The organism is Streptomyces sp. 378 (assembly GCF_030124145.1).
Lineage (GTDB): Bacteria > Actinomycetota > Actinomycetes > Streptomycetales > Streptomycetaceae > Streptomyces.
Genome location: NZ_JASKMS010000019.1, coordinates 22284 through 38878, shown reverse-complemented (window position 1 = coordinate 38878; position 16595 = coordinate 22284). Strand labels below are relative to the sequence as shown.

Below are 16595 nucleotides of genomic sequence, written 5' to 3'. Positions count from 1 at the left end.
GTCCATGACCGAGACCTCCGCCGCGTACGAACTCGCCCAGGTCAACCTCGGTCGCCTCAAGGCCCCACTGAACTCGCCTCAGTTGAAGGACTTCGTCGACAACCTCGACCCGGTGAACGCGGACGCGGACGGGGCCGACGGTTTCGTCTGGCGCCTGCAGGGCGAGGCCGGCGACGACGCCACGGACGTGCCCGTCTTCGGCGACTCCTGGCTGATCATCAACATGTCGGTGTGGCGCGACACGGACGCCCTGACCGCGTACATGTACCAGGGCCGGCACCGGGAGATGCTCGCCCGCCGCCGCGAGTTCTTTGCGCGTGTCCAGGAGGCCATGGTGGCCCTCTGGTGGGTCCCGGTGGGCCACCGCCCCACGGTCGCCGAGGCCGAGGCGCGCGTGTTGCATCTGCGCACCCACGGGCCGACGCCGTACGCCTTCACCCTGCGGACGTCGTTCCCGCCCCAGGGGGCGACGCCGCTGATCGGCGAGGTGCCGGAGGGGCTGGGCTGCACGCTCTAGCGTGAGCTGACCCGGCGGTTCCGCTCACGCTCCAGCGGGAGCTCACCCGGCGGCTCCGCGCCCCGCGTCGATCGCATCGCGCACCTCGGCGACCCGCTCCCTCTCCTCCGCCGCAAAGCGCTCGGCGTCGAGCTTCTCGGCGATCTCCTCGTCCTGGGACATCAGCAGATCGAGGCTGGAGTCGCCCATCTCCAGCACGCCCATGTCGACGTAGGCCCGCTGAAGGCGTTCGCCCCACAGGCCGATGTCCTTGACGCAGGGGACGATGCGGCTGAAGAGGAGCTTGCGGAACAGGGTGAGGAACTCGGACTGCTCGCTGTACTCCTCTGCCTCGGCCTTGGGGATGCCGAAGTTCTCCAGGACCTCCACGCCCCGCAGCCGGTCCCGCATGAGGTAGCAGCCCTCGATGACGAACTCCTCGCGCTCCCTCAACTCGGCGTCGGTGAGCTGCCGGTAGTAGTCGCGCAGGGCCATCCGCCCGAAGGCGACGTGCCGGGCCTCGTCCTGCATGACGTAGGCGAGGATCTGCTTCGGCAGCGGCTTGTCCGTCGTGTCCCTGATCATGCCGAAGGCGGCCAGCGCGAGGCCCTCGATCAGCACCTGCATGCCCAGGTACGGCATGTCCCAGCGTGCGTCACGCAGCGTGTCGTCCAGCAGGGACTGGAGGTTGTCGTTGATCGGGTACAGCATCCCGATCTTCTCGTGCAGGAACCGGCCGTAGATCTCGGCGTGCCGGGCCTCGTCCATGGTCTGGGTCGCGGAGTAGAACTTCGCGTCCAGGTCGGGGGCCGACTCCACGATCCGCGCGGCGCAGATCATCGCCCCCTGCTCGCCGTGCAGGAACTGGCTGAACTGCCAGGAGGCGTAGTGCCGGCGCAGGTCGCCCTTGTCCTTCTCCGTCAGCTTCGCCCAGTGCCGGGTTCCGTGGAGGGAGATCGCCTCGTCCGGAGTCCCGAGCGGATCGCAGGGATCCACCTCCAGCTCCCAGTCGATGCGCTTCTGGCCGTCCCACTGCTTGTCCTTGCCCTTCTGGTAGAGGGCCAGGAGACGGTCGCGGCCGTCGTCGTACTCCCAGGTGAAGCGGGCCGCGCCGCTCGCCGGGACCTGCCGGACGGGCTCTTCCGGCTCCATGGCGTACAGGTCGAAAGTCGGCATGCCCGCAGGCTCACACGAGGTAGACACCGGGTCAACAAGTAGCGCACAGGGGATTGACGAGCTTGCTGACAGGCAGTCTCATAAGAACAACAATGACGTGTGCACAACGAGGTGGGCAGCCATGACGACCCTGACGGAAGCCGACGCGCTCGACGGACTGCGCGATGCCCTCGGCCTGCTGAAGGACCGGGAGCAGGTGGCCCAGCGGCTGCTCGACTCCTCCGCCAAGCACTCCTTCGACCCGGACAAGGAGCTGGACTGGGAGGCGCCCTTCGAGGAGGGCAAGTGGTTCTGGCCGCCGGAGCTGGTGTCGCTCTACGACACCCCGCTGTGGAAGCGGATGAGTGAGGAGCAGCGGATCCTGCTCTCCCAGCACGAGGCGGCGGCCCTGGCCTCCCTGGGCATCTGGTTCGAGATCATCCTGATGCAGCTGCTGGTCCGGCACATCTACGACAAGGCGGCGACGAGCGCGCACGTCCGTTACGCGCTCACCGAGATCGAGGACGAGTGCCGGCACTCCAAGATGTTCGCCCGGCTGATCGCCCGGGGCGACACGCCCTGGTACCCGGTCAGCCGCGCACACCAGCAGCTCGGGCGCCTGTTCAAGACCATCTCCACCACTCCGGGTTCCTTCACGGCGACCCTGCTGGGCGAGGAGGTCCTCGACTGGATGCAGCGGCTGACGTTCCCCGACGAGCGGGTCCAGAGCCTCGTCCGCGGTGTCACCCGCATCCACGTCGTGGAGGAGGCCCGCCACGTGCGTTACGCCCGCGAGGAACTGCGACGCCAGATGGTGACGGCCCCCAAGTGGTCGCAGGAGTTCACCCGCGTCACCTCCGGTGAGTTCGCCCGCGTCTTCTCCGTGGCCTTCGTGAATCCCGAGGTCTACACGAACGTGGGCCTCGACAAGCGCGAGGCGCTCGCCCAGGTCCGGGCCAGCGGGCACCGCCGAGAGGTCATGCAGAACGGCTCCAAGCGCCTGACCGACTTCCTCGACGACATCGGGGTGCTGCGGGGGGTCGGCCGCCGGTTGTGGAAGTCGTCGGGGCTGCTGGCGTAGCGGGGCGGGCGGGGGGCGGCCCACTTGGTGAATCCGGTGGGCACCCCACTCGGTGAACCCGGTGGGCACCGCTTGGTGAACCGTGTGGAGTGTCGCGAGGTCGCTGCTCAGGGCCAGGGCGTGGCCGAGCCGGCCACCGAGGCGGGCCGGATCACCGCCGTCCGCTTCCCGCCGGGGACGCCGGGCGGTGCCAGGGGCCGTGTCGCGCGGCCCCGGCCCACACCCGAGAGGGCGCTCCGCGCACCCGCCCCGTTCTCCGCTACGCAGCCCCCCGGCCCCCCGATTACCCTGCGGAGCATGACACCAGCCGCCCCCACCCCCGCCTACCGGCGACTCAGCGTCGAGGAACGCCGCAGTCAGCTGCTCACCTCCGCGCTGGGCCTCTTCGCCCACCGCGCCCCGGAGGAGGTGTCCCTCGACGACGTGGCGGAGGCGGCCGGGGTCTCGCGGCCCCTGGTCTACCGGTACTTCCCGGGCGGCAAGCAGCAGCTCTACGAGGCCGCCCTGCGCTCCGCCGCCGACGAGCTCCAGCACTGCTTCGACGAGCCCCGCGAGGGCCCCCTCCTCCCCCGGCTGTCCCGCGCCCTCGACCGCTACCTCGCCTTCGTCGACGAGCACGACACCGGCTTCAGCGCCCTCCTCCAGGGCGGCAGCGTCGTGGAGACCTCACGCACCACCGCCATCGTCGACGGCGTCCGCCGCGTCGCCGCCGAGCACATCCTCAGCCACCTGGGCGTCACCGGCCCCGGCCCGAGCCTGCGCATGACCATCCGCATGTGGATCACGGCCGTCGAGGCGTGTTCACTCATCTGGCTCGACGAGGACAAGCGACCCCCCGCCGGGGAGCTGCGCGACTGGCTGGTCGAGCAGTTCATGGCGATGCTGACCGTGACCGCCCGCCGCGACCCGCAGACCGACGCCCTGGTCCGGGCGCTCGCCGAGGATGTCTGACACTGGTCCCGTGAGAAGCGAAGAGACCCCCTTCGAGGGCGGGCCCATGGACGGCAGGGTCCTGCCCGTCCTCCTCGGCATCACCGGCCACCCGCCCAAGACGTACCGCATCCCCGTCCCGGACCCCGACGGCGGGCCCGACACCGTGCTCGTCTACCGCCGTGTCCCCCGGGGCCCGGGCAAGGTGGGCCTGACCAACCGCTGGAAGTACGAGTACGCCCCGGAAGGCGTCCCGCCCCACCGGCTCAATTGGCCCTGGTCGAAGCCGGACCCCACACCCCCCGGCAAGCCAGACGCCACGCCGCCCGGCAAGCCGGAGGACGCCGACGGGTGAACCCGTTGCGCCGAACCGCGCACACCCACCGCGCGCACCGCGCGCACACGCCTGATCCTCACGATGTCCGGCGGCACCACGCCGCCCCCGCACCGGAGGTGATGGCATGTCAGGAAAGATTCTGCGTCTGGTCTGCATCGCGGCGACGGCGGCCGGAACCGTCCTGGCACCCGCCCCGGCCGTGGCCGTGCCCGAGCCGGACACGGAACAGCGCGACATCGCCGAACTTCTGACGGATCTTCAGTCGCTGTACCGGAAGGCCGAGGAGGCCACCGAGGCCTACAACGCCACCGAGGAGAAGCTGAAGAGGCAGCGCGCCGAGACCGACCGTCTGGACCGGGCCCTCGCCCGCGTCCGGCTCTCCCTGCACGACAGCCGGGGAGCGGCCGGCCGGCTGGCCCGGCAGCAGTACCAGAGCAGCACCGCCATCTCCCCGTACGTACGCCTGCTTCTGGCCCGCGACCCGCAGCGCGCGGTCGAGCAGGGCCATGTGATCGGCCGGATCGCACGGGAGCGGGCGGACACCACCGGCCGGCTGACCGGCCACGAGCACAAGGCCCAGGAGCTGGCCCGCAAGGCCCGCAAGGCCCTCGACGAGCAGCTCGCCCTCACCGAGCGGCGTGGGAAGGAACGGGACGAGGTCCGCTCCCGCCTCCACGACGTCGAGGAAGCGCTCGCCTCCCTCAGCCCCGACCGGCTGAGCGCACTGGCCGAGTTCGAGCGGAACGGCGTCACGAAGGCGCAGGAGGAGTTCATGACGTCCGGCGCGCTCGGCCCCGCCGGGAGCAGCGGCGTCCGCACCCCGTCGGCCGGAGGAGCCCGGGCCGTGCGCTACGCCGTACGGCAGCTCGGCAAGCCGTACGAGTGGGGCGCCGAGGGCCCGCGGACGTACGACTGCTCGGGGCTGACCTCCCGGGCCTGGGAGGCGGCAGGGACGCCCATCCCCCGGACCAGCCAGGAGCAGTGGGAGCGGCTCGAGCGGATCCCGCTGGACGAGCTGCGCCCGGGCGACCTGGTGGTGTACTTCCCCGAGGCCACGCACGTCGCGCTGTACCTCGGGGACGGCATGGTCGTCCAGGCACCCCGTCCCGGCGCGAAGGTGAAGGTGTCACCCATCGCGGCCAACCCGGTCCTGGGCGCGGTACGGCCGGACCCGGACGGGGAGCCCCTGCGGCGTTACGAGCCGCCGGAGCTCCCCGAGGGCGCCATGGACGGCCCGGACGAGGGCTATGAGGGCGACGGGAGCGATGCCGGCGGTACGGGGTACGCGGACGACAAGGGGGACTAGGCGGCGCCCGCGCCCGACACCTCGGTCAGGTAGGCCTGCGTCTTCGCCGGGTCGTAGAGGAAGTTCTCGAAGTCGGCCGGGTCGTTGAAGCCGTTGGCGAAGCGGTCGGCCACCGGCTGGAGCTCACCGGCGGCACCGATGAGGTTCAGGATGTGCTCCGGCGGCGGCGCGAGCATCGCGTTGGTCCACTTGGTGACGTGCTGGGCGGTGTCCCAGTAGCGGTCGAAGGTGGCCCGCATCCACTCCTCGTCGAACGGCTTGTCGCCGTGCTCGACGATCGAGGAGAGGTACGCGGCGGCGCACTTGGACGCCGAGTTGGAACCCTGCCCGGTGATCGGGTCGTTGGCGACGACCACGTCGGCGACGCCGAGGACCAGCCCGCCGCCCGGGAGGCGGCCGACGGGGTTGCGGACGGTGGGGGCGTAGCGCCCGGCCAGCGTGCCTCCGGCGTCGGTGAGTTCGACCTTGGTGGCCCGCGCGTACTCCCAGGGGACGTACCGCTCCATGAGTTCCAGGGTCAGGGAGAGGTGCTCCGCGGGGTCCTTGACGCCGTTGAAGGCGTCGAGCGGGCCGCCGGGTATGCCCTCCCAGAACAGGATGTCGGCGCGGCCGGAGGTGGTCAGGCAGGGCATGACGAACAGTTCGCCGACGCCCGGGACGAGATTGCAGCGGACCGCTTCGGTGCCGGGGTGCTCGGGACGCGGGCCGAGGCCGTGGACGTACGCCACGGCCAGCGCGCGCTGCGGCTCGCTGTAGGGGGAGCGCTCGGCGTCGCGGCCGAACATCTGGACCAGCTCGCCCTTTCCGGCCGCGACGAGCACCAGGTCGTAGGTGCGGGAGAAGTAGTCGAGGTCGCCGACGGCCGCGCCGTGGATGACGAGCTGGCCGCCTCGCTGGGCGAACGTCTCCATCCAGCCGGCCATCTTCACGCGCTGGTCGATCGACTGGGCGAATCCGTCGAGCTTGCCCAGCCAGTCGATGGCACGGGCGGACGGGCCCTCGGCCCAGGAGCCGGGGGCGGCGACCGAGACGCCGAGTCCTTCGATCTTCGGGGCCCGGGACTCCCAGAAGTTCAGCTGGAGATCGCGCTCGTGCTGGAGTGCCGTGTGGAACATGCACTGCGTGGACATGACCCGGCCGGTGCGGATCTCGTCCGCCGTCCGGTTGGACATCAGGGTGACCTCGTACCCCTGTGACTGGAGGCCGAGGGCGATCTGGAGCCCGGACTGACCGGCTCCGACGACGAGTATCTTCCGCATGCGGGCTGTCCTCTACTCGGGGGTTTCGTCGAGCGCGTGGCCCACGAGGGCCAGGAGGGTCTCGATCACGGAGATCCGGCGACGCGCGTCCATGATCATGACAGGTATGTGTCGCGGGATGGTCAGGGCCTCCCGCACATCCTCCGGCTCGAACAGCTCGCTGCCGTCGAAGTGGTTGACCGCGACCACGTACGGCAGCCCGGAGCTCTCGAAGTAGTCCAGGACCGGGAAGCAGTCCTTCAGACGGCGGGTGTCGGCCAGGACGACGGCGCCGATCGCGCCGCGCACGATGTCGTCCCACATGAACCAGAACCGCTGCTGGCCCGGGGTGCCGAACAGGTAGAGCACCAGGTCGTCGTCGAGCGTGAGGCGCCCGAAGTCCATGGCGACGGTGGTGGTGGTCTTGCCGGGCGTGGCGGTGAGGTCGTCGGTCGCCTCGCTCGCCTCGGTCATCAGCGCCTCGGTCTGCAGGGGCGTGATCTCCGAGACGGCGGTGACCAGGGTGGTCTTGCCGACGCCGAAGCCGCCCGCCACCACGATCTTCGTGGCGATCGGGGCACGGGTGCGGTCCGTCTCCCAGGCGTGCATGCTCTCGCCGGGCTGGACGAACGGGGATGAACCAGATACGCCGTGAGCGGCGTCAGAGACGACGGAGTCCACTCAGCACCCTTTCCAGCAGAGCGCGGTCCGGGCGGCCCGTGCCATGGCCGGTGCCCGTTCCGTACACACGGATCTTTCCCTGGTCCGCGAGGTCGCTCAGGAGCACGCGGACCACGCCGAGCGGCATCTTCAGCAGCGCGGCGATCTCGGCCACCGTACGCATCCGGCGGCACAGTTCGACGATGGCCCGCAGCTCCGGCATGACGCGGGTGGAGAGGTTGCCGTTCGTCAGTTCCTTGCGCTCCTCGGGAGCGTCGAGCGCGGCCGTGCTCGCCACGAACGTCTCCACGAGGAGGACGTGGCCGAAGCGGGTGCGGCCGCCGGTGAGCGAGTAGGGGCGGACCCGGGCGGGTTTGCGGTCGCCGCCGCGGACCGGGAGGTGGTGCTTGGGCGTACTGCTCATCGGGCACTCCCCGTCGTCTGGGAATCCTCCAGGGATTTACGGAGCTCGCTGCGGAGTTCGGGCGTCAGCACATGGCCGGCCCGGCCGACGAACAGGGCCATGTGATACGCCACGACGCTCATGTCGCAGGCCGCGGAGCCGTGGACGCCGAGCAGCGAGCCGTCGCTGATCGACATCACGAACAGGCTGCCCTCGTCCATCGCGATCATCGTGTGCTTGACCCCGCCGAAGTCCATCAGCTTCGCGGCGCCGATGGTCAGGCTGCCGATGCCGGAGACGATGGTGGCCAGGTCGGCGGCGGAGCCGCGCGGCCCGGTGCGCCGGGTCCCGGCGGCGTGCAGGGCCTCCCTCGCCTCCTTGTTGCGGCTGTCGTCGGAGGAGAGCAGGAGCAGTCCGTCGGACGAGACGACAGCGACGGAGAGGATGCCGGGCACCTCCTCGACCAGATTGGTCAGCAGCCAGTGCAGGTTGCGGGCCTCACTGCTCAGTCCGATCAGTCCGAAGGTACTGGGAGCGGTCAACTGCTTGCCTCCTCGACTGTGCCCCCCGTGGCTTCTTCGGATTCAGCTGGTCCTGCGGTGCCGGTGGCCGGCCGCTGGTGCGAGGCCGTCCTCTCGGCGATCTCCGCCTCCACGTCGCGGTAGCCGGCCTGCGCCCCCTGGCGGAAGCCGCCGAGACGGCGGCGCAGGGCATCGGCGTCGACGGAGCCGCTGCGCTGGCGCGGGGCGGTGGTCGATGCGGTGATCTTCGGAGTGCGCTTGGGGAGGCCCTTGTCGGTGACGCGGTCCTCCTCCTCGTCGGGAGCGCGTTCGTGCTCCGGGCTCTCGTCCGCGTCCGCATCGCCCGTGCGGGGTGCGTCCTCGGGTGCGAGCGGGCTCCGAGGGCCGGTCCCGCCCTCGGCTGCCGCCGTCTCGCCCCGGTCCGGGTCCGGCGCCCCCTGCTGCGCCGGGATGAGCAGTTCCATCGTGGTTTCCGCGGGGGACTCCACGGGTGCCGCGCTTCCGGCCGGTTCGGCGTCTGCGGCGGGTTCGGCGGGCACCGGTTCGGTGGGTGCCGCCGGTTCGGTGGGTGCCGCCGGTCCCGCGGGAGCCGCCGGTCCCGCGGGAGCCGCCCGTTCCGCGGGAGCCGCCCGTTCCGCGGGAGCCGCCCGTTCCGCGGGTGCTCGCGACTCGGCCTGGGCCGCCGGTACGGCCGCCTCGGCCGGTTTAGCCGCCTCGGCCGGTTCCCGCTCCCCTGCTGCTGGTTCCGGCTCCCCTGCCGGTTCCGGGTGCTGGGCGGCACCGGTGCTCTCCGTGGTCTCGTCCCGCTGCACCGCCTTCTCCGCCAGGGCGACCAACGGGTCGTCACCGGCCGTGCGGCCGGGCAGCACGTTGGAGTTGGCCTCGGCGTCGGCACCCGGGAAGGAGAAGGAGTGGGTCGCGCCGGCCGGGGTGCCGGAGGTCGGCACGGACACGGGCGGGGCGGCGGCGAGGAGCGTGCGGGGCAGGACGACGACCGCCGCGACACCGCCCTGCTTCTGCTCGCGCAGCTGGACGCGCACGCCGTGGCGGTGGGCGAGCCGGGCCACGACGTACAGGCCGAGGCCCAGACCGTCCTCGCCCTCCTGGTCGTACGGCGCCTCGGGGTCGAAGTCGGTGAGGCGGGAGTTGAGGCGCTGCAGCCGTTCCTCGGTCATACCGATGCCCTCGTCCTGGACGGAGAGCATGACCTCGCCGTTCTCCAGCAGCCAGCCGGAGATCTCGACGGGCAGGTCGGGCGGGGAGAACGAGGTGGCGTTCTCCATGAGTTCGGCCAGCAGGTGGGAGAGGTCGTCGGCGGCGAACCCGGCGATGTGCGCGTGCGGTGGCAGCGCGGCGATCCCGACCCGCTCGTACCGCTCGATCTCGCTCACCGCGGCACGTACGACGTCCACCAGCGGCACCGGCCCGGCGGCGTGCTGGACGTGCTCGGTGCCGGCGAGGACCAGGAGGTTCTCGCTGTGCCGGCGCATGACCGTCGCGAAGTGGTCGAGCTTGAACAGCGTGGCGAGCCGGTCCGGGTCCTGCTCGCGTTCCTCCAGGTTCTCGATCACGGCCAGTTGCCGTTCGACCAGGCCGAGGGTGCGCAGCGCGAGGTTGACGAACGTCCCGCCGATCGCCGTGCGCAGCCGCTCCAGCTGAGCGGCGGACTCGGCGAGTTCGCCGCGCAGTTCCTCGCGTGCGTCGGCCATCTTCTGGCGCTGGCCGACGAGGTGCTTGCGGTCGGACTCCAGCGTGGTGATGCGCTCGGTGAGGGCGGCCGCGTGCGCGTGCAGGGCGTTGACGGAGCGGACGACCTGGGCGAACTCGTCGTTGCGGCCGGTGAACTTCACCGGCTCCTCGGCCGCCGGGTCGTCGGCCTCGGCGAGGCGCTTGGACCCCAGGCGCAGGACCGCGAGGGGACGGGTGAGGCTGCGCGCCATGCCCGTGGCGACACCGACGGCGAGCAGCATGAGTGCGCCGAGGACGGCGATGCGGATCTCCAGCGCGGTGACGTCGTCGTCGCGCAGCGCCTCCAGGTCCTTGGTACGCCGGTCGTAGAGGGCCGACTCCACGCCGCGCATCAGATCCACACGGGCGGACAGGGCCGCGTCGAGCTGCTTGGTGCTGGTGGCGAGATCGCTGCGGGAGAGCGTCGGCTGGTCGGTCAGGGCGGCGAGGTACTTGTCGGCGGAGTTGACCTCGGTGCCGGTGACCGTGGAGTCGAAGGAGGCGCGGGCCTGCTCGGGGGCGGTGCCGCGGAAGTCGGCCAGGGCCGCGTCGGAGCGCAGCCGGGCCTGCTGGGCGGCGGCACTCAGCAGGTCGCGCCGTCGGGTGTCGGCGTCCGAGGAGGTGCTGGTCTCGGTCGGCAGGCCGGTGAGAGGGTCGATGACCGTCTGGGTGCTGCTCGGCACGCTGAGCGCGGCGAGCAGCAGCCCGCGGGCCGCGGCGGCCTGCTGGACGGCGGAATCGAGCTCGGCCAGGGCGTAACCGCCGTCACCCGCGCGCGGCGGCGTCTGCTGCGCCAGCTGCTCGGCGAGGCGGTGGAGTTCGGTGATGGTGGTGGAGTACGCCTGGTGCGCTTCGAGGGCGCTGCTCTTGCCGGTGAGCGCCGCCCTGCGCACGGCCGCTATGGCGTCGAGGTCCGAGCGGAGCGAGGCCGGGGTGTCGGTGTCGGACCGCAGTTCCTCGACCTGCCGGTCCACTCGGGCGCTGCGCTGCTCGGAGGGCGCCTTGGTCTTGGGGCGCCCGGCCGCGATGTAGGAGGTGACGTCGTCCCGCTCGTCGGCGAGGGAGTGCGCGAGGGTCAGCGCGTCCTGGGTCTGCTCCGCGAGCGTCACCAGTTCCTGGGAGTCGTGGAGTTGCCCGGAGGCGGCGAGGACGGACGGGGTGCCGGCGGCGGCGATGGCCGCGGCGACCACGGCCACGGCGACGATCAGCCGGTTGCGTACGTGGGTGGGGCGGCCCTTGCCGGTGGGGGTGGTCGGCTCAGCGCCCTGAACAGGGGCCGTCTGCTTGCCTGTGCGACGAGGCCGCGTCTTCTGCACCGGTGCTCGCATTCCTGACTCGTGAACCCTTGGGCCCGGGTGACGCTCCGTCAACTGGCGCGTACTCCCGGTACACTTCCCGACCCTCCCAGCGCCGGTGGGCAGCGCACGCGCATCACCTGACCCGCCACCCGAAGGAGTGAACCTCGGACGGGAGTTGAGGGGCAAGTTCCGCAGGCTTTCGCAGCGGACGTGCGCGGCACGCCGGTTGGACGACGGGGACGGCCGGTGGCAGTATTCGCCACCACGCCTTCCCGGAACAAATCATTCCAGCCCAAACCCGGCGTCTGACCTGCGTGGCCGCGTCGGTCTCGCGCCCCTTGCGGACCCTTTGCGGGCCGTGTGAAGGGCTCGTGCAGACTGGCCGGATGCGAACTGAACTCGCCTCGGAGCCGGGAGACGCCGACCGCCCCAACGAGGACTTCGCCAGTGTCGGACTACCGGCCTCGGGACAGGGCGGTTCGGTCGTCGTCCTGGACGGGGTCACGCCACCGAGGGCCGGGACGGGTTGTCTGCATTCCGTCCCCTGGTTCACCGCGCGCCTCGGTGGGGCACTGACCGAACTGACCGTTTCACTCCCGGATGTTCCCCTGGTCGACGCCTTGTCCCGCGCCATCGCGCGTACCTCCGAGGCACACGCCGCAACCTGTGACCTTTCTCACCCCCGGACGCCTCAGGCCACGGTCGTGGCGGCCCGCTGGAATCCGGACACGGTGGAGTACCTGGTCCTGTCGGACTCGGCCCTTCTCCTGGAGTCCCCGGACGGTGGGGTGACGCCCGTCCTCGACGACCGGCTGGCCCTGCTCCCCCGCTCGGCGCTGGCGACGGACGCGCTGGTGGACTCCACGCTCCGCAACAGGGAGGGCGGCTTCTTCACGGCGGCCGCGGACCCTTCGGTGGCCCGCCGAGCGGTGACCGGCACCCTGCCCCGCAGCGAGGTGCGCGCCCTGGCCGCGCTGACGGACGGTGCCACCCGCTGGATGGAGCGGTTCGAGGAGGGCGACTGGGCGGACTGCTTGCACGTCGTCCGCAAGGAGGGCCCGCAGGCACTGCTGGACCGGGTCCGGATACTGGAGCGGTCGGACGTCGTCGCGACCTCCCCGGGCAGGGGCAAGAGGCACGACGACGCGACCGTGGTGTTCGTCGAGTTCTAGTCGGGTTCCGCGGAGTGTCCGGTCTACTTCTCCATACCGCGGTTGAGCTGGTGCAGCAGTCGGGCCAGTTCGGTGACCTCGCGGGAGTCCCAGTCGGCCAGGCGGCCGGCGTAGCGGGCGCGGCGGGCCTCCCGGACCCGGCGGACGCGGTCGTGGCCCTCCTGGGTGAGGGCGACGAGCCAGGCGCGTCCGTCGGCGGGATCGGGCTCGCGCGCGACCAGTCCCAGGTCCTCCAGGGCGCGCAGCTGGCGGGACATCGTCGCCTTGCCGACCCCGATGTAGGCGGCGAGCTCGGTGGCCCGCTGCTGTCCGCACTCGTCCAGCCGGACCAGCAGACCGTAGGCGGACGACTCCAGGTCGGGGTGGACCTCGCGGGCCATTTCGCCCTGGCTGGCCCGGGCGCGCCGCAGCAGCACGGTCAGCTCGCGCTCCAGCGCCAGGAAGGCGGGCTGATCCACACCGGTTCCGGCCACACCGGCGTCGCGGTGTCCGTCGTCGTTGCCGCCCTCGTGCACGTCAGCCCCTGCCTCGGTCGTCGCCCGGCCGTGAGAATGCCGGTAATGGAATTTTCCGCCATCTGCCGTGATCACCGCAGTTCGGCAAGTATTCCGCAGGTCAGGGCGCTTCTGTCCACACGGCCACCCCATCGTGAAGGCCCGGGCTCCCTCACGGGAACCCGGGCCTTCCTCTATCCGGCCACGCCCGTCACGCCGCGACCGGAACCTCCGGCGCCGCCTCGCTCGTCGCGGGCGCGAGCGCCAGTTCCAGGACCTGGCGGACGTCGGTGACGGCGTGGACGTCGAGCTTGTCCAGCACCTCCGCCGGGACGTCGTCCAGGTCGGGCTCGTTGCGCTTGGGGATGATCACCGTGGTGACACCGGCCCGGTGCGCCGCGAGCAGCTTCTGCTTCACACCGCCGATCGGCAGGACCCGCCCGGTCAGCGAGACCTCACCGGTCATCGCCACGTCCGTGCGGACCAGTCGTCCGGACAGCAGCGACGCGAGGGCCGTGGTCATCGTGATGCCGGCGCTCGGGCCGTCCTTGGGAACCGCGCCCGCCGGGAAGTGGATGTGCACGCCCCGGTCCTTCAGGTCGCCCACCGGCAGTTCGAGCTCGGCGCCGTGGGAGCGCAGGAAGCTCAGCGCGATCTGCGCGGACTCCTTCATCACCTCTCCCAGCTGACCGGTCAGGGTCAGTCCGGCCGCGCCCGTCTCCGGATCGGCCAGCGACGCCTCGACGTACAGCACGTCACCGCCCGCCCCGGTCACCGCGAGCCCGGTGGCCACGCCCGGCACGGACGTCCGCCGCTCGGCCGGGTCCTGGGCGGACTCGGGCACGTGGTGGGGCCGGCCGATCAGGTCGCGCAGATCCTCGTCCCGGACGGTGAACGGCAGCTTCCGCTCGCCCAGTTCGTGCTGGGCCGCGATCTTGCGCAGCAGCCGTGCGACGGACCGCTCCAGGGTGCGGACCCCCGCCTCGCGCGTGTACTCACCGGCGAGCTTGCGCAGCGCGCCCTCGTCGATGGTCACCTCGTCCCTGTCGAGCCCGGCCCGCTCCAGTTGGCGCGGCAGCAGGTGATCGCGGGCGATGACGACCTTCTCGTCCTCGGTGTAGCCGTCCAGACGGACGATCTCCATCCGGTCGGCCAGGGCCTCCGGGATCGCCTCCAGGACGTTGGCCGTGGCCAGGAAGACGACGTCCGACAGGTCCAGCTCGACCTCCAGGTAGTGGTCCCGGAAGGTGTGGTTCTGCGCGGGGTCGAGCACTTCCAGGAGGGCGGCGGCCGGGTCGCCCCGGAAGTCGGAGCCCACCTTGTCGATCTCGTCGAGCAGCACGACCGGGTTCATCGACCCGGCCTCCTTGACGGCCCGGACGACCCGGCCCGGCAGGGCGCCGACGTACGTACGCCGGTGACCGCGGATCTCGGCCTCGTCTCGGACGCCGCCGAGGGCGACGCGCACGAACTTGCGGCCCATGGCGTGGGCGACGGACTCGCCCAGGCTGGTCTTGCCGACGCCGGGCGGTCCGACGAGCGCGAGCACGGCACCGCCGCGCCGCCCGCCGACCACGCCCAGACCCCGGTCGTCACGGCGCTTGCGCACGGCCAGGTACTCGGTGATGCGTTCCTTCACGTCCTCCAGCCCGGAGTGCTCGGCGTCCAGGACCGCCTTGGCGCCCCGGATGTCGTAGGCGTCCTCGGTGCGCTCGTTCCACGGCATCTCCAGGACCGTGTCGAGCCAGGTGCGGATCCAGGAGCCCTCGGGCGACTGGTCGGAGGACCGCTCCAGCTTGTCGACCTCCTTGAGGGCGGCCTCGCGGACCTTCCCGGGCAGGTCGGCGGCCTCCACGCGGGTGCGGTAGTCGTCGGACTCCTCGCCCTCCTGCTCGCCGTTGAGCTCGCGCAACTCCTTGCGGACGGCTTCCAGCTGGCGCCGCAGCAGGAACTCGCGCTGCTGCTTGTCGACGCCCTCCTGGACGTCCTTGGCGATGGACTCGGCCACGTCCTGCTCGGCGAGGTGGTCGCGCAGCTGCTGCGTGGCGAGCTTGAGCCGGGCCACCGGGTCGGCGGTCTCCAGCAGCTCGACCTTCTGGTCGGTGGTCAGGAACGGCGAGTAGCCGGAGTTGTCGGCGAGCGCCGAGACGTCGTCGATGGCCTGGACCCGGTCGACGACCTGCCAGGCGCCGCGCTTGCGCAGCCAGGCGGTGGCGAGGGCCTTGTATTCCTTGACCAGGTCGGCGACCTGCCCGGGCAGCGGCTCCGGCACGGCCTCGTCGACGCTGGTGCCCTCCACCCAGAGGGCGGCGCCGGGGCCGGTCGTGCCCGCACCGATGCGCACCCGGCCCCGGCCCCGGATCAGCGCACCGGGGTCGCCGTCGGCCAGCCGGCCGACCTGCTCGACGGTGCCGAGCACACCGGTGTTCGCGTATGTCCCGTCGATGCGTGGCACCAGGAGTATCCGGGGCTTTCCGGGCGTTGTCCGGGCAGCGGCCTGGGCGGCCTCCACCGCGGCACGGACCTCGGAATCGCTCAGGTCCAGCGGGACCACCATCCCGGGCAGCACGACCTCTCCGTCGAGCGGCAGCACGGGCAGGGTGAGCGGTGTGGACGTCGAAGCCATGATCTCCCCTTCGGCAGTCAAGTTGAGCTATGTCGACTCAATGCTTGGGCGGTGCCGGTTGTTCCCGGCCCACTGTTCGCTGTCAGCGATCACCCGTGACGCCGGGAGCCGGAGGCCGCGTAAGGTCCCCAGGTAAGGGATAACAACGCTGCGCGCTCATTACGGGGGGATGGCATGGACGGAACCGTGCAGGCCTGGGTGAACGGATGGGTCGTGTCGCGCGGGGCCGCTCCACCGCTGGCCGAGCCGTGGGGCTGGACCATCGACATGGGGATGTACGGCCACGTCACACGGCATGTGTTCGGCGCGACGGGCGAGAGCCTCGACGAGACGACCGTCCGCAAGGTGGCCGACGGGGTGACCGGCCGGGGTGTGTGGCTGAAGGCCTTCCGGGACCCCTCGGTGGTCTCCGGCTGGCTCAATGACACCTGGTGGATCGACCCCGAGCCCGGCTGTCTGATGACGGTCCCCCTGAAGGCGGGCGGCGCTCCGGCCGTACCCGAGGGCTTCCGACTGCGCGCGTGGTCGCGCGGTGGGGTGACCCGACTGATGGTGGCCGCGCCGGACGGGTCGCTGGCGGCCCGCGGGCAGGTCACCCCGACGGGCGAGACCGCCGTCGTCGACCAGATCGAGACGGCCCCCGAGCACCGCCGCAAGGGTCTGGGCAGCCTCGTCGTGCGGACGTTGCAGAACGCCGCCGCCCGGCAGGGAGCACGGACCGGGGTCCTGGCCGGCACCCCCGCGGGCCGAGGTCTCTACGAGGCGCTGGGCTGGGAGACGGTGGCCCCGCTGACCAGCGCCAAGCACGGACCGTCGGCCTCCACCGGGCCTGAGCCGCCGGCCTCCGCCCGGGCCTGAAGGGCCTCGCGGTCAGCCCCCGGCCGGGCCGAGGCGCGTCGCGTACCACCGCCGGGCCACCGGCCAGGTCGCGAGCCCGATGCCCAGGGCGATCAGATGCCCCCAGTTCGTCAGCGGGTCGGTGAAGGCGAGCAGGTCCTGGAGCAGCATCCAGCCGAAGCCGGCCAGCAGCGGCAGGCGCGGCCACAGCGGCAGCAGGCCCGCCAGAGCGCCGATGCCGGCGGCGACGCCGAAGCTGACGCCGTGGTCGAGGCGGTGCAGGGAGCTCCCGCACGGGCGCACCCGTCGGCGT

15 protein-coding genes and 1 pseudogene are annotated in these 16595 nt (G+C 71.7%); 7 read left to right on the top strand and 9 right to left on the bottom strand.

The genetic code is table 11. The features are described from left to right. The first annotated feature begins 4 nt into the window (after positions 1-4). Complete coding sequence (locus QNO09_RS24310; RefSeq protein ID WP_283972368.1) at positions 5-517, top strand: DUF3291 domain-containing protein; 513 nt, start codon at positions 5-7, stop codon at positions 515-517. Positions 518-559: 42 nt separating this feature from the next. Here QNO09_RS24310 and QNO09_RS24305 read toward each other — a convergent pair whose 3' ends face one another. Continuing rightward, complete coding sequence (locus QNO09_RS24305; protein ID WP_283972367.1) at positions 560-1672, bottom strand: ferritin-like domain-containing protein; 1113 nt, start codon at positions 1670-1672, stop codon at positions 560-562. Positions 1673-1793: 121 nt separating this feature from the next. Between QNO09_RS24305 and QNO09_RS24300 the strand changes: the two genes are divergently transcribed. The 4 genes from QNO09_RS24300 to QNO09_RS24285 all read left to right on the top strand — a co-directional run bounded on the left by QNO09_RS24300 (position 1794) and on the right by QNO09_RS24285 (position 5305). Next, a complete protein-coding gene (locus QNO09_RS24300) occupies positions 1794-2732 on the top strand; it encodes an AurF N-oxygenase family protein (protein WP_283972366.1) in 939 nt (312 codons plus the stop codon). A gap of 297 nt (positions 2733-3029) precedes the next feature. Then, positions 3030-3683, top strand: coding sequence for a TetR/AcrR family transcriptional regulator (locus QNO09_RS24295; RefSeq protein ID WP_283972365.1), 654 nt, complete (start codon positions 3030-3032; stop codon positions 3681-3683). 10 nt (positions 3684-3693) lie between these two features. Beyond that, positions 3694-4017 (top strand): DUF8847 domain-containing protein, encoded by a 324-nt coding sequence (locus tag QNO09_RS24290; RefSeq protein WP_283972364.1) that lies wholly within the window; start codon positions 3694-3696, stop codon positions 4015-4017. Positions 4018-4123: 106 nt separating this feature from the next. Further along, positions 4124-5305, top strand: coding sequence for a C40 family peptidase (locus QNO09_RS24285; RefSeq protein ID WP_283972363.1), 1182 nt, complete (start codon positions 4124-4126; stop codon positions 5303-5305). Here the strand turns inward: QNO09_RS24285 and QNO09_RS24280 are convergent. Genes QNO09_RS24280 through QNO09_RS24260 form a run of 5 tightly spaced genes read right to left on the bottom strand, consistent with a single transcriptional unit; the run spans position 5302 to position 11171 of the window. Continuing rightward, positions 5302-6564 carry a styrene monooxygenase/indole monooxygenase family protein gene (locus QNO09_RS24280; protein ID WP_283972362.1) on the bottom strand — a complete coding sequence of 421 codons (1263 nt, stop codon included), beginning with the start codon at positions 6562-6564 and terminating at the stop codon, positions 5302-5304. The two genes, QNO09_RS24285 and QNO09_RS24280, sit on opposite strands and share 4 nt — an antisense overlap. 12 nt (positions 6565-6576) lie before the next feature. Continuing rightward, positions 6577-7224, bottom strand: a complete 648-nt coding sequence (locus QNO09_RS24275) for a GTP-binding protein (RefSeq protein ID WP_283972361.1) — start codon at positions 7222-7224, stop codon at positions 6577-6579. Next, a complete protein-coding gene (locus tag QNO09_RS24270; protein WP_097220385.1) occupies positions 7205-7627 on the bottom strand; it encodes a DUF742 domain-containing protein in 423 nt (140 codons plus the stop codon). Before QNO09_RS24270 ends, QNO09_RS24275 begins: the two co-directional genes overlap by 20 nt. Then, complete coding sequence (locus QNO09_RS24265; protein WP_283972360.1) at positions 7624-8148, bottom strand: roadblock/LC7 domain-containing protein; 525 nt, start codon at positions 8146-8148, stop codon at positions 7624-7626. The genes QNO09_RS24270 and QNO09_RS24265 overlap by 4 nt, the downstream gene beginning before the upstream one ends. Then, positions 8145-11171, bottom strand: a complete 3027-nt coding sequence (locus tag QNO09_RS24260; protein WP_283972359.1) for a sensor histidine kinase — start codon at positions 11169-11171, stop codon at positions 8145-8147. Before QNO09_RS24260 ends, QNO09_RS24265 begins: the two co-directional genes overlap by 4 nt. A gap of 368 nt (positions 11172-11539) precedes the next feature. Between QNO09_RS24260 and QNO09_RS24255 the strand changes: the two genes are divergently transcribed. Beyond that, positions 11540-12325, top strand: coding sequence for a protein phosphatase 2C domain-containing protein (locus tag QNO09_RS24255; protein ID WP_283972358.1), 786 nt, complete (start codon positions 11540-11542; stop codon positions 12323-12325). A gap of 23 nt (positions 12326-12348) precedes the next feature. Here the strand turns inward: QNO09_RS24255 and QNO09_RS24250 are convergent, their stop codons facing one another. Together QNO09_RS24250 and lon are read right to left on the bottom strand one after the other, a co-directional pair. Beyond that, the gene (locus tag QNO09_RS24250) at positions 12349-12840 is read right to left on the bottom strand and encodes a MarR family winged helix-turn-helix transcriptional regulator (RefSeq protein WP_283972357.1); all 492 of its coding nucleotides are present in this window, start codon (positions 12838-12840) and stop codon (positions 12349-12351) included. 190 nt (positions 12841-13030) lie between these two features. Beyond that, positions 13031-15445: an endopeptidase La gene (lon, locus tag QNO09_RS24245; protein ID WP_283972356.1), complete on the bottom strand. Its 2415-nt coding sequence runs from the start codon at positions 15443-15445 to the stop codon at positions 13031-13033. A gap of 174 nt (positions 15446-15619) precedes the next feature. On the opposite strand from lon, the gene QNO09_RS24240 reads away from it, so the two are divergent. Beyond that, positions 15620-16303 carry a GNAT family N-acetyltransferase gene (locus tag QNO09_RS24240; RefSeq protein WP_283972355.1) on the top strand — a complete coding sequence of 228 codons (684 nt, stop codon included), beginning with the start codon at positions 15620-15622 and terminating at the stop codon, positions 16301-16303. Between the two features lie 12 nt (positions 16304-16315). On the opposite strand, the pseudogene QNO09_RS24235 reads toward QNO09_RS24240, so the two are convergent. After that, positions 16316-16570, bottom strand: a pseudogene (locus tag QNO09_RS24235) (rhomboid-like protein); the annotation flags it as partial. Between the last annotated feature and the right edge of the window lie 25 nt (positions 16571-16595).

Excerpts from the sequence above, each read along its gene's own strand:
- QNO09_RS24295 (WP_283972365.1), top strand. The coding sequence starts at position 3,030 with ATGACACCAGCCGCCCCCACCCCCGCCTACCGGCGACTCAGCGTCGAG.
- lon (WP_283972356.1), bottom strand. The coding sequence starts at position 15,445 with ATGGCTTCGACGTCCACACCGCTCACCCTGCCCGTGCTGCCGCTCGAC.
- QNO09_RS24270 (WP_097220385.1), bottom strand. The coding sequence starts at position 7,627 with ATGAGCAGTACGCCCAAGCACCACCTCCCGGTCCGCGGCGGCGACCGC.
- QNO09_RS24310 (WP_283972368.1), top strand. The coding sequence starts at position 5 with ATGACCGAGACCTCCGCCGCGTACGAACTCGCCCAGGTCAACCTCGGT.
- QNO09_RS24240 (WP_283972355.1), top strand. The coding sequence starts at position 15,620 with ATGGACGGAACCGTGCAGGCCTGGGTGAACGGATGGGTCGTGTCGCGC.
- QNO09_RS24255 (WP_283972358.1), top strand. The coding sequence starts at position 11,540 with ATGCGAACTGAACTCGCCTCGGAGCCGGGAGACGCCGACCGCCCCAAC.
- QNO09_RS24285 (WP_283972363.1), top strand. The coding sequence starts at position 4,124 with ATGTCAGGAAAGATTCTGCGTCTGGTCTGCATCGCGGCGACGGCGGCC.
- QNO09_RS24280 (WP_283972362.1), bottom strand. The coding sequence starts at position 6,564 with ATGCGGAAGATACTCGTCGTCGGAGCCGGTCAGTCCGGGCTCCAGATC.
- QNO09_RS24300 (WP_283972366.1), top strand. The coding sequence starts at position 1,794 with ATGACGACCCTGACGGAAGCCGACGCGCTCGACGGACTGCGCGATGCC.
- QNO09_RS24305 (WP_283972367.1), bottom strand. The coding sequence starts at position 1,672 with ATGCCGACTTTCGACCTGTACGCCATGGAGCCGGAAGAGCCCGTCCGG.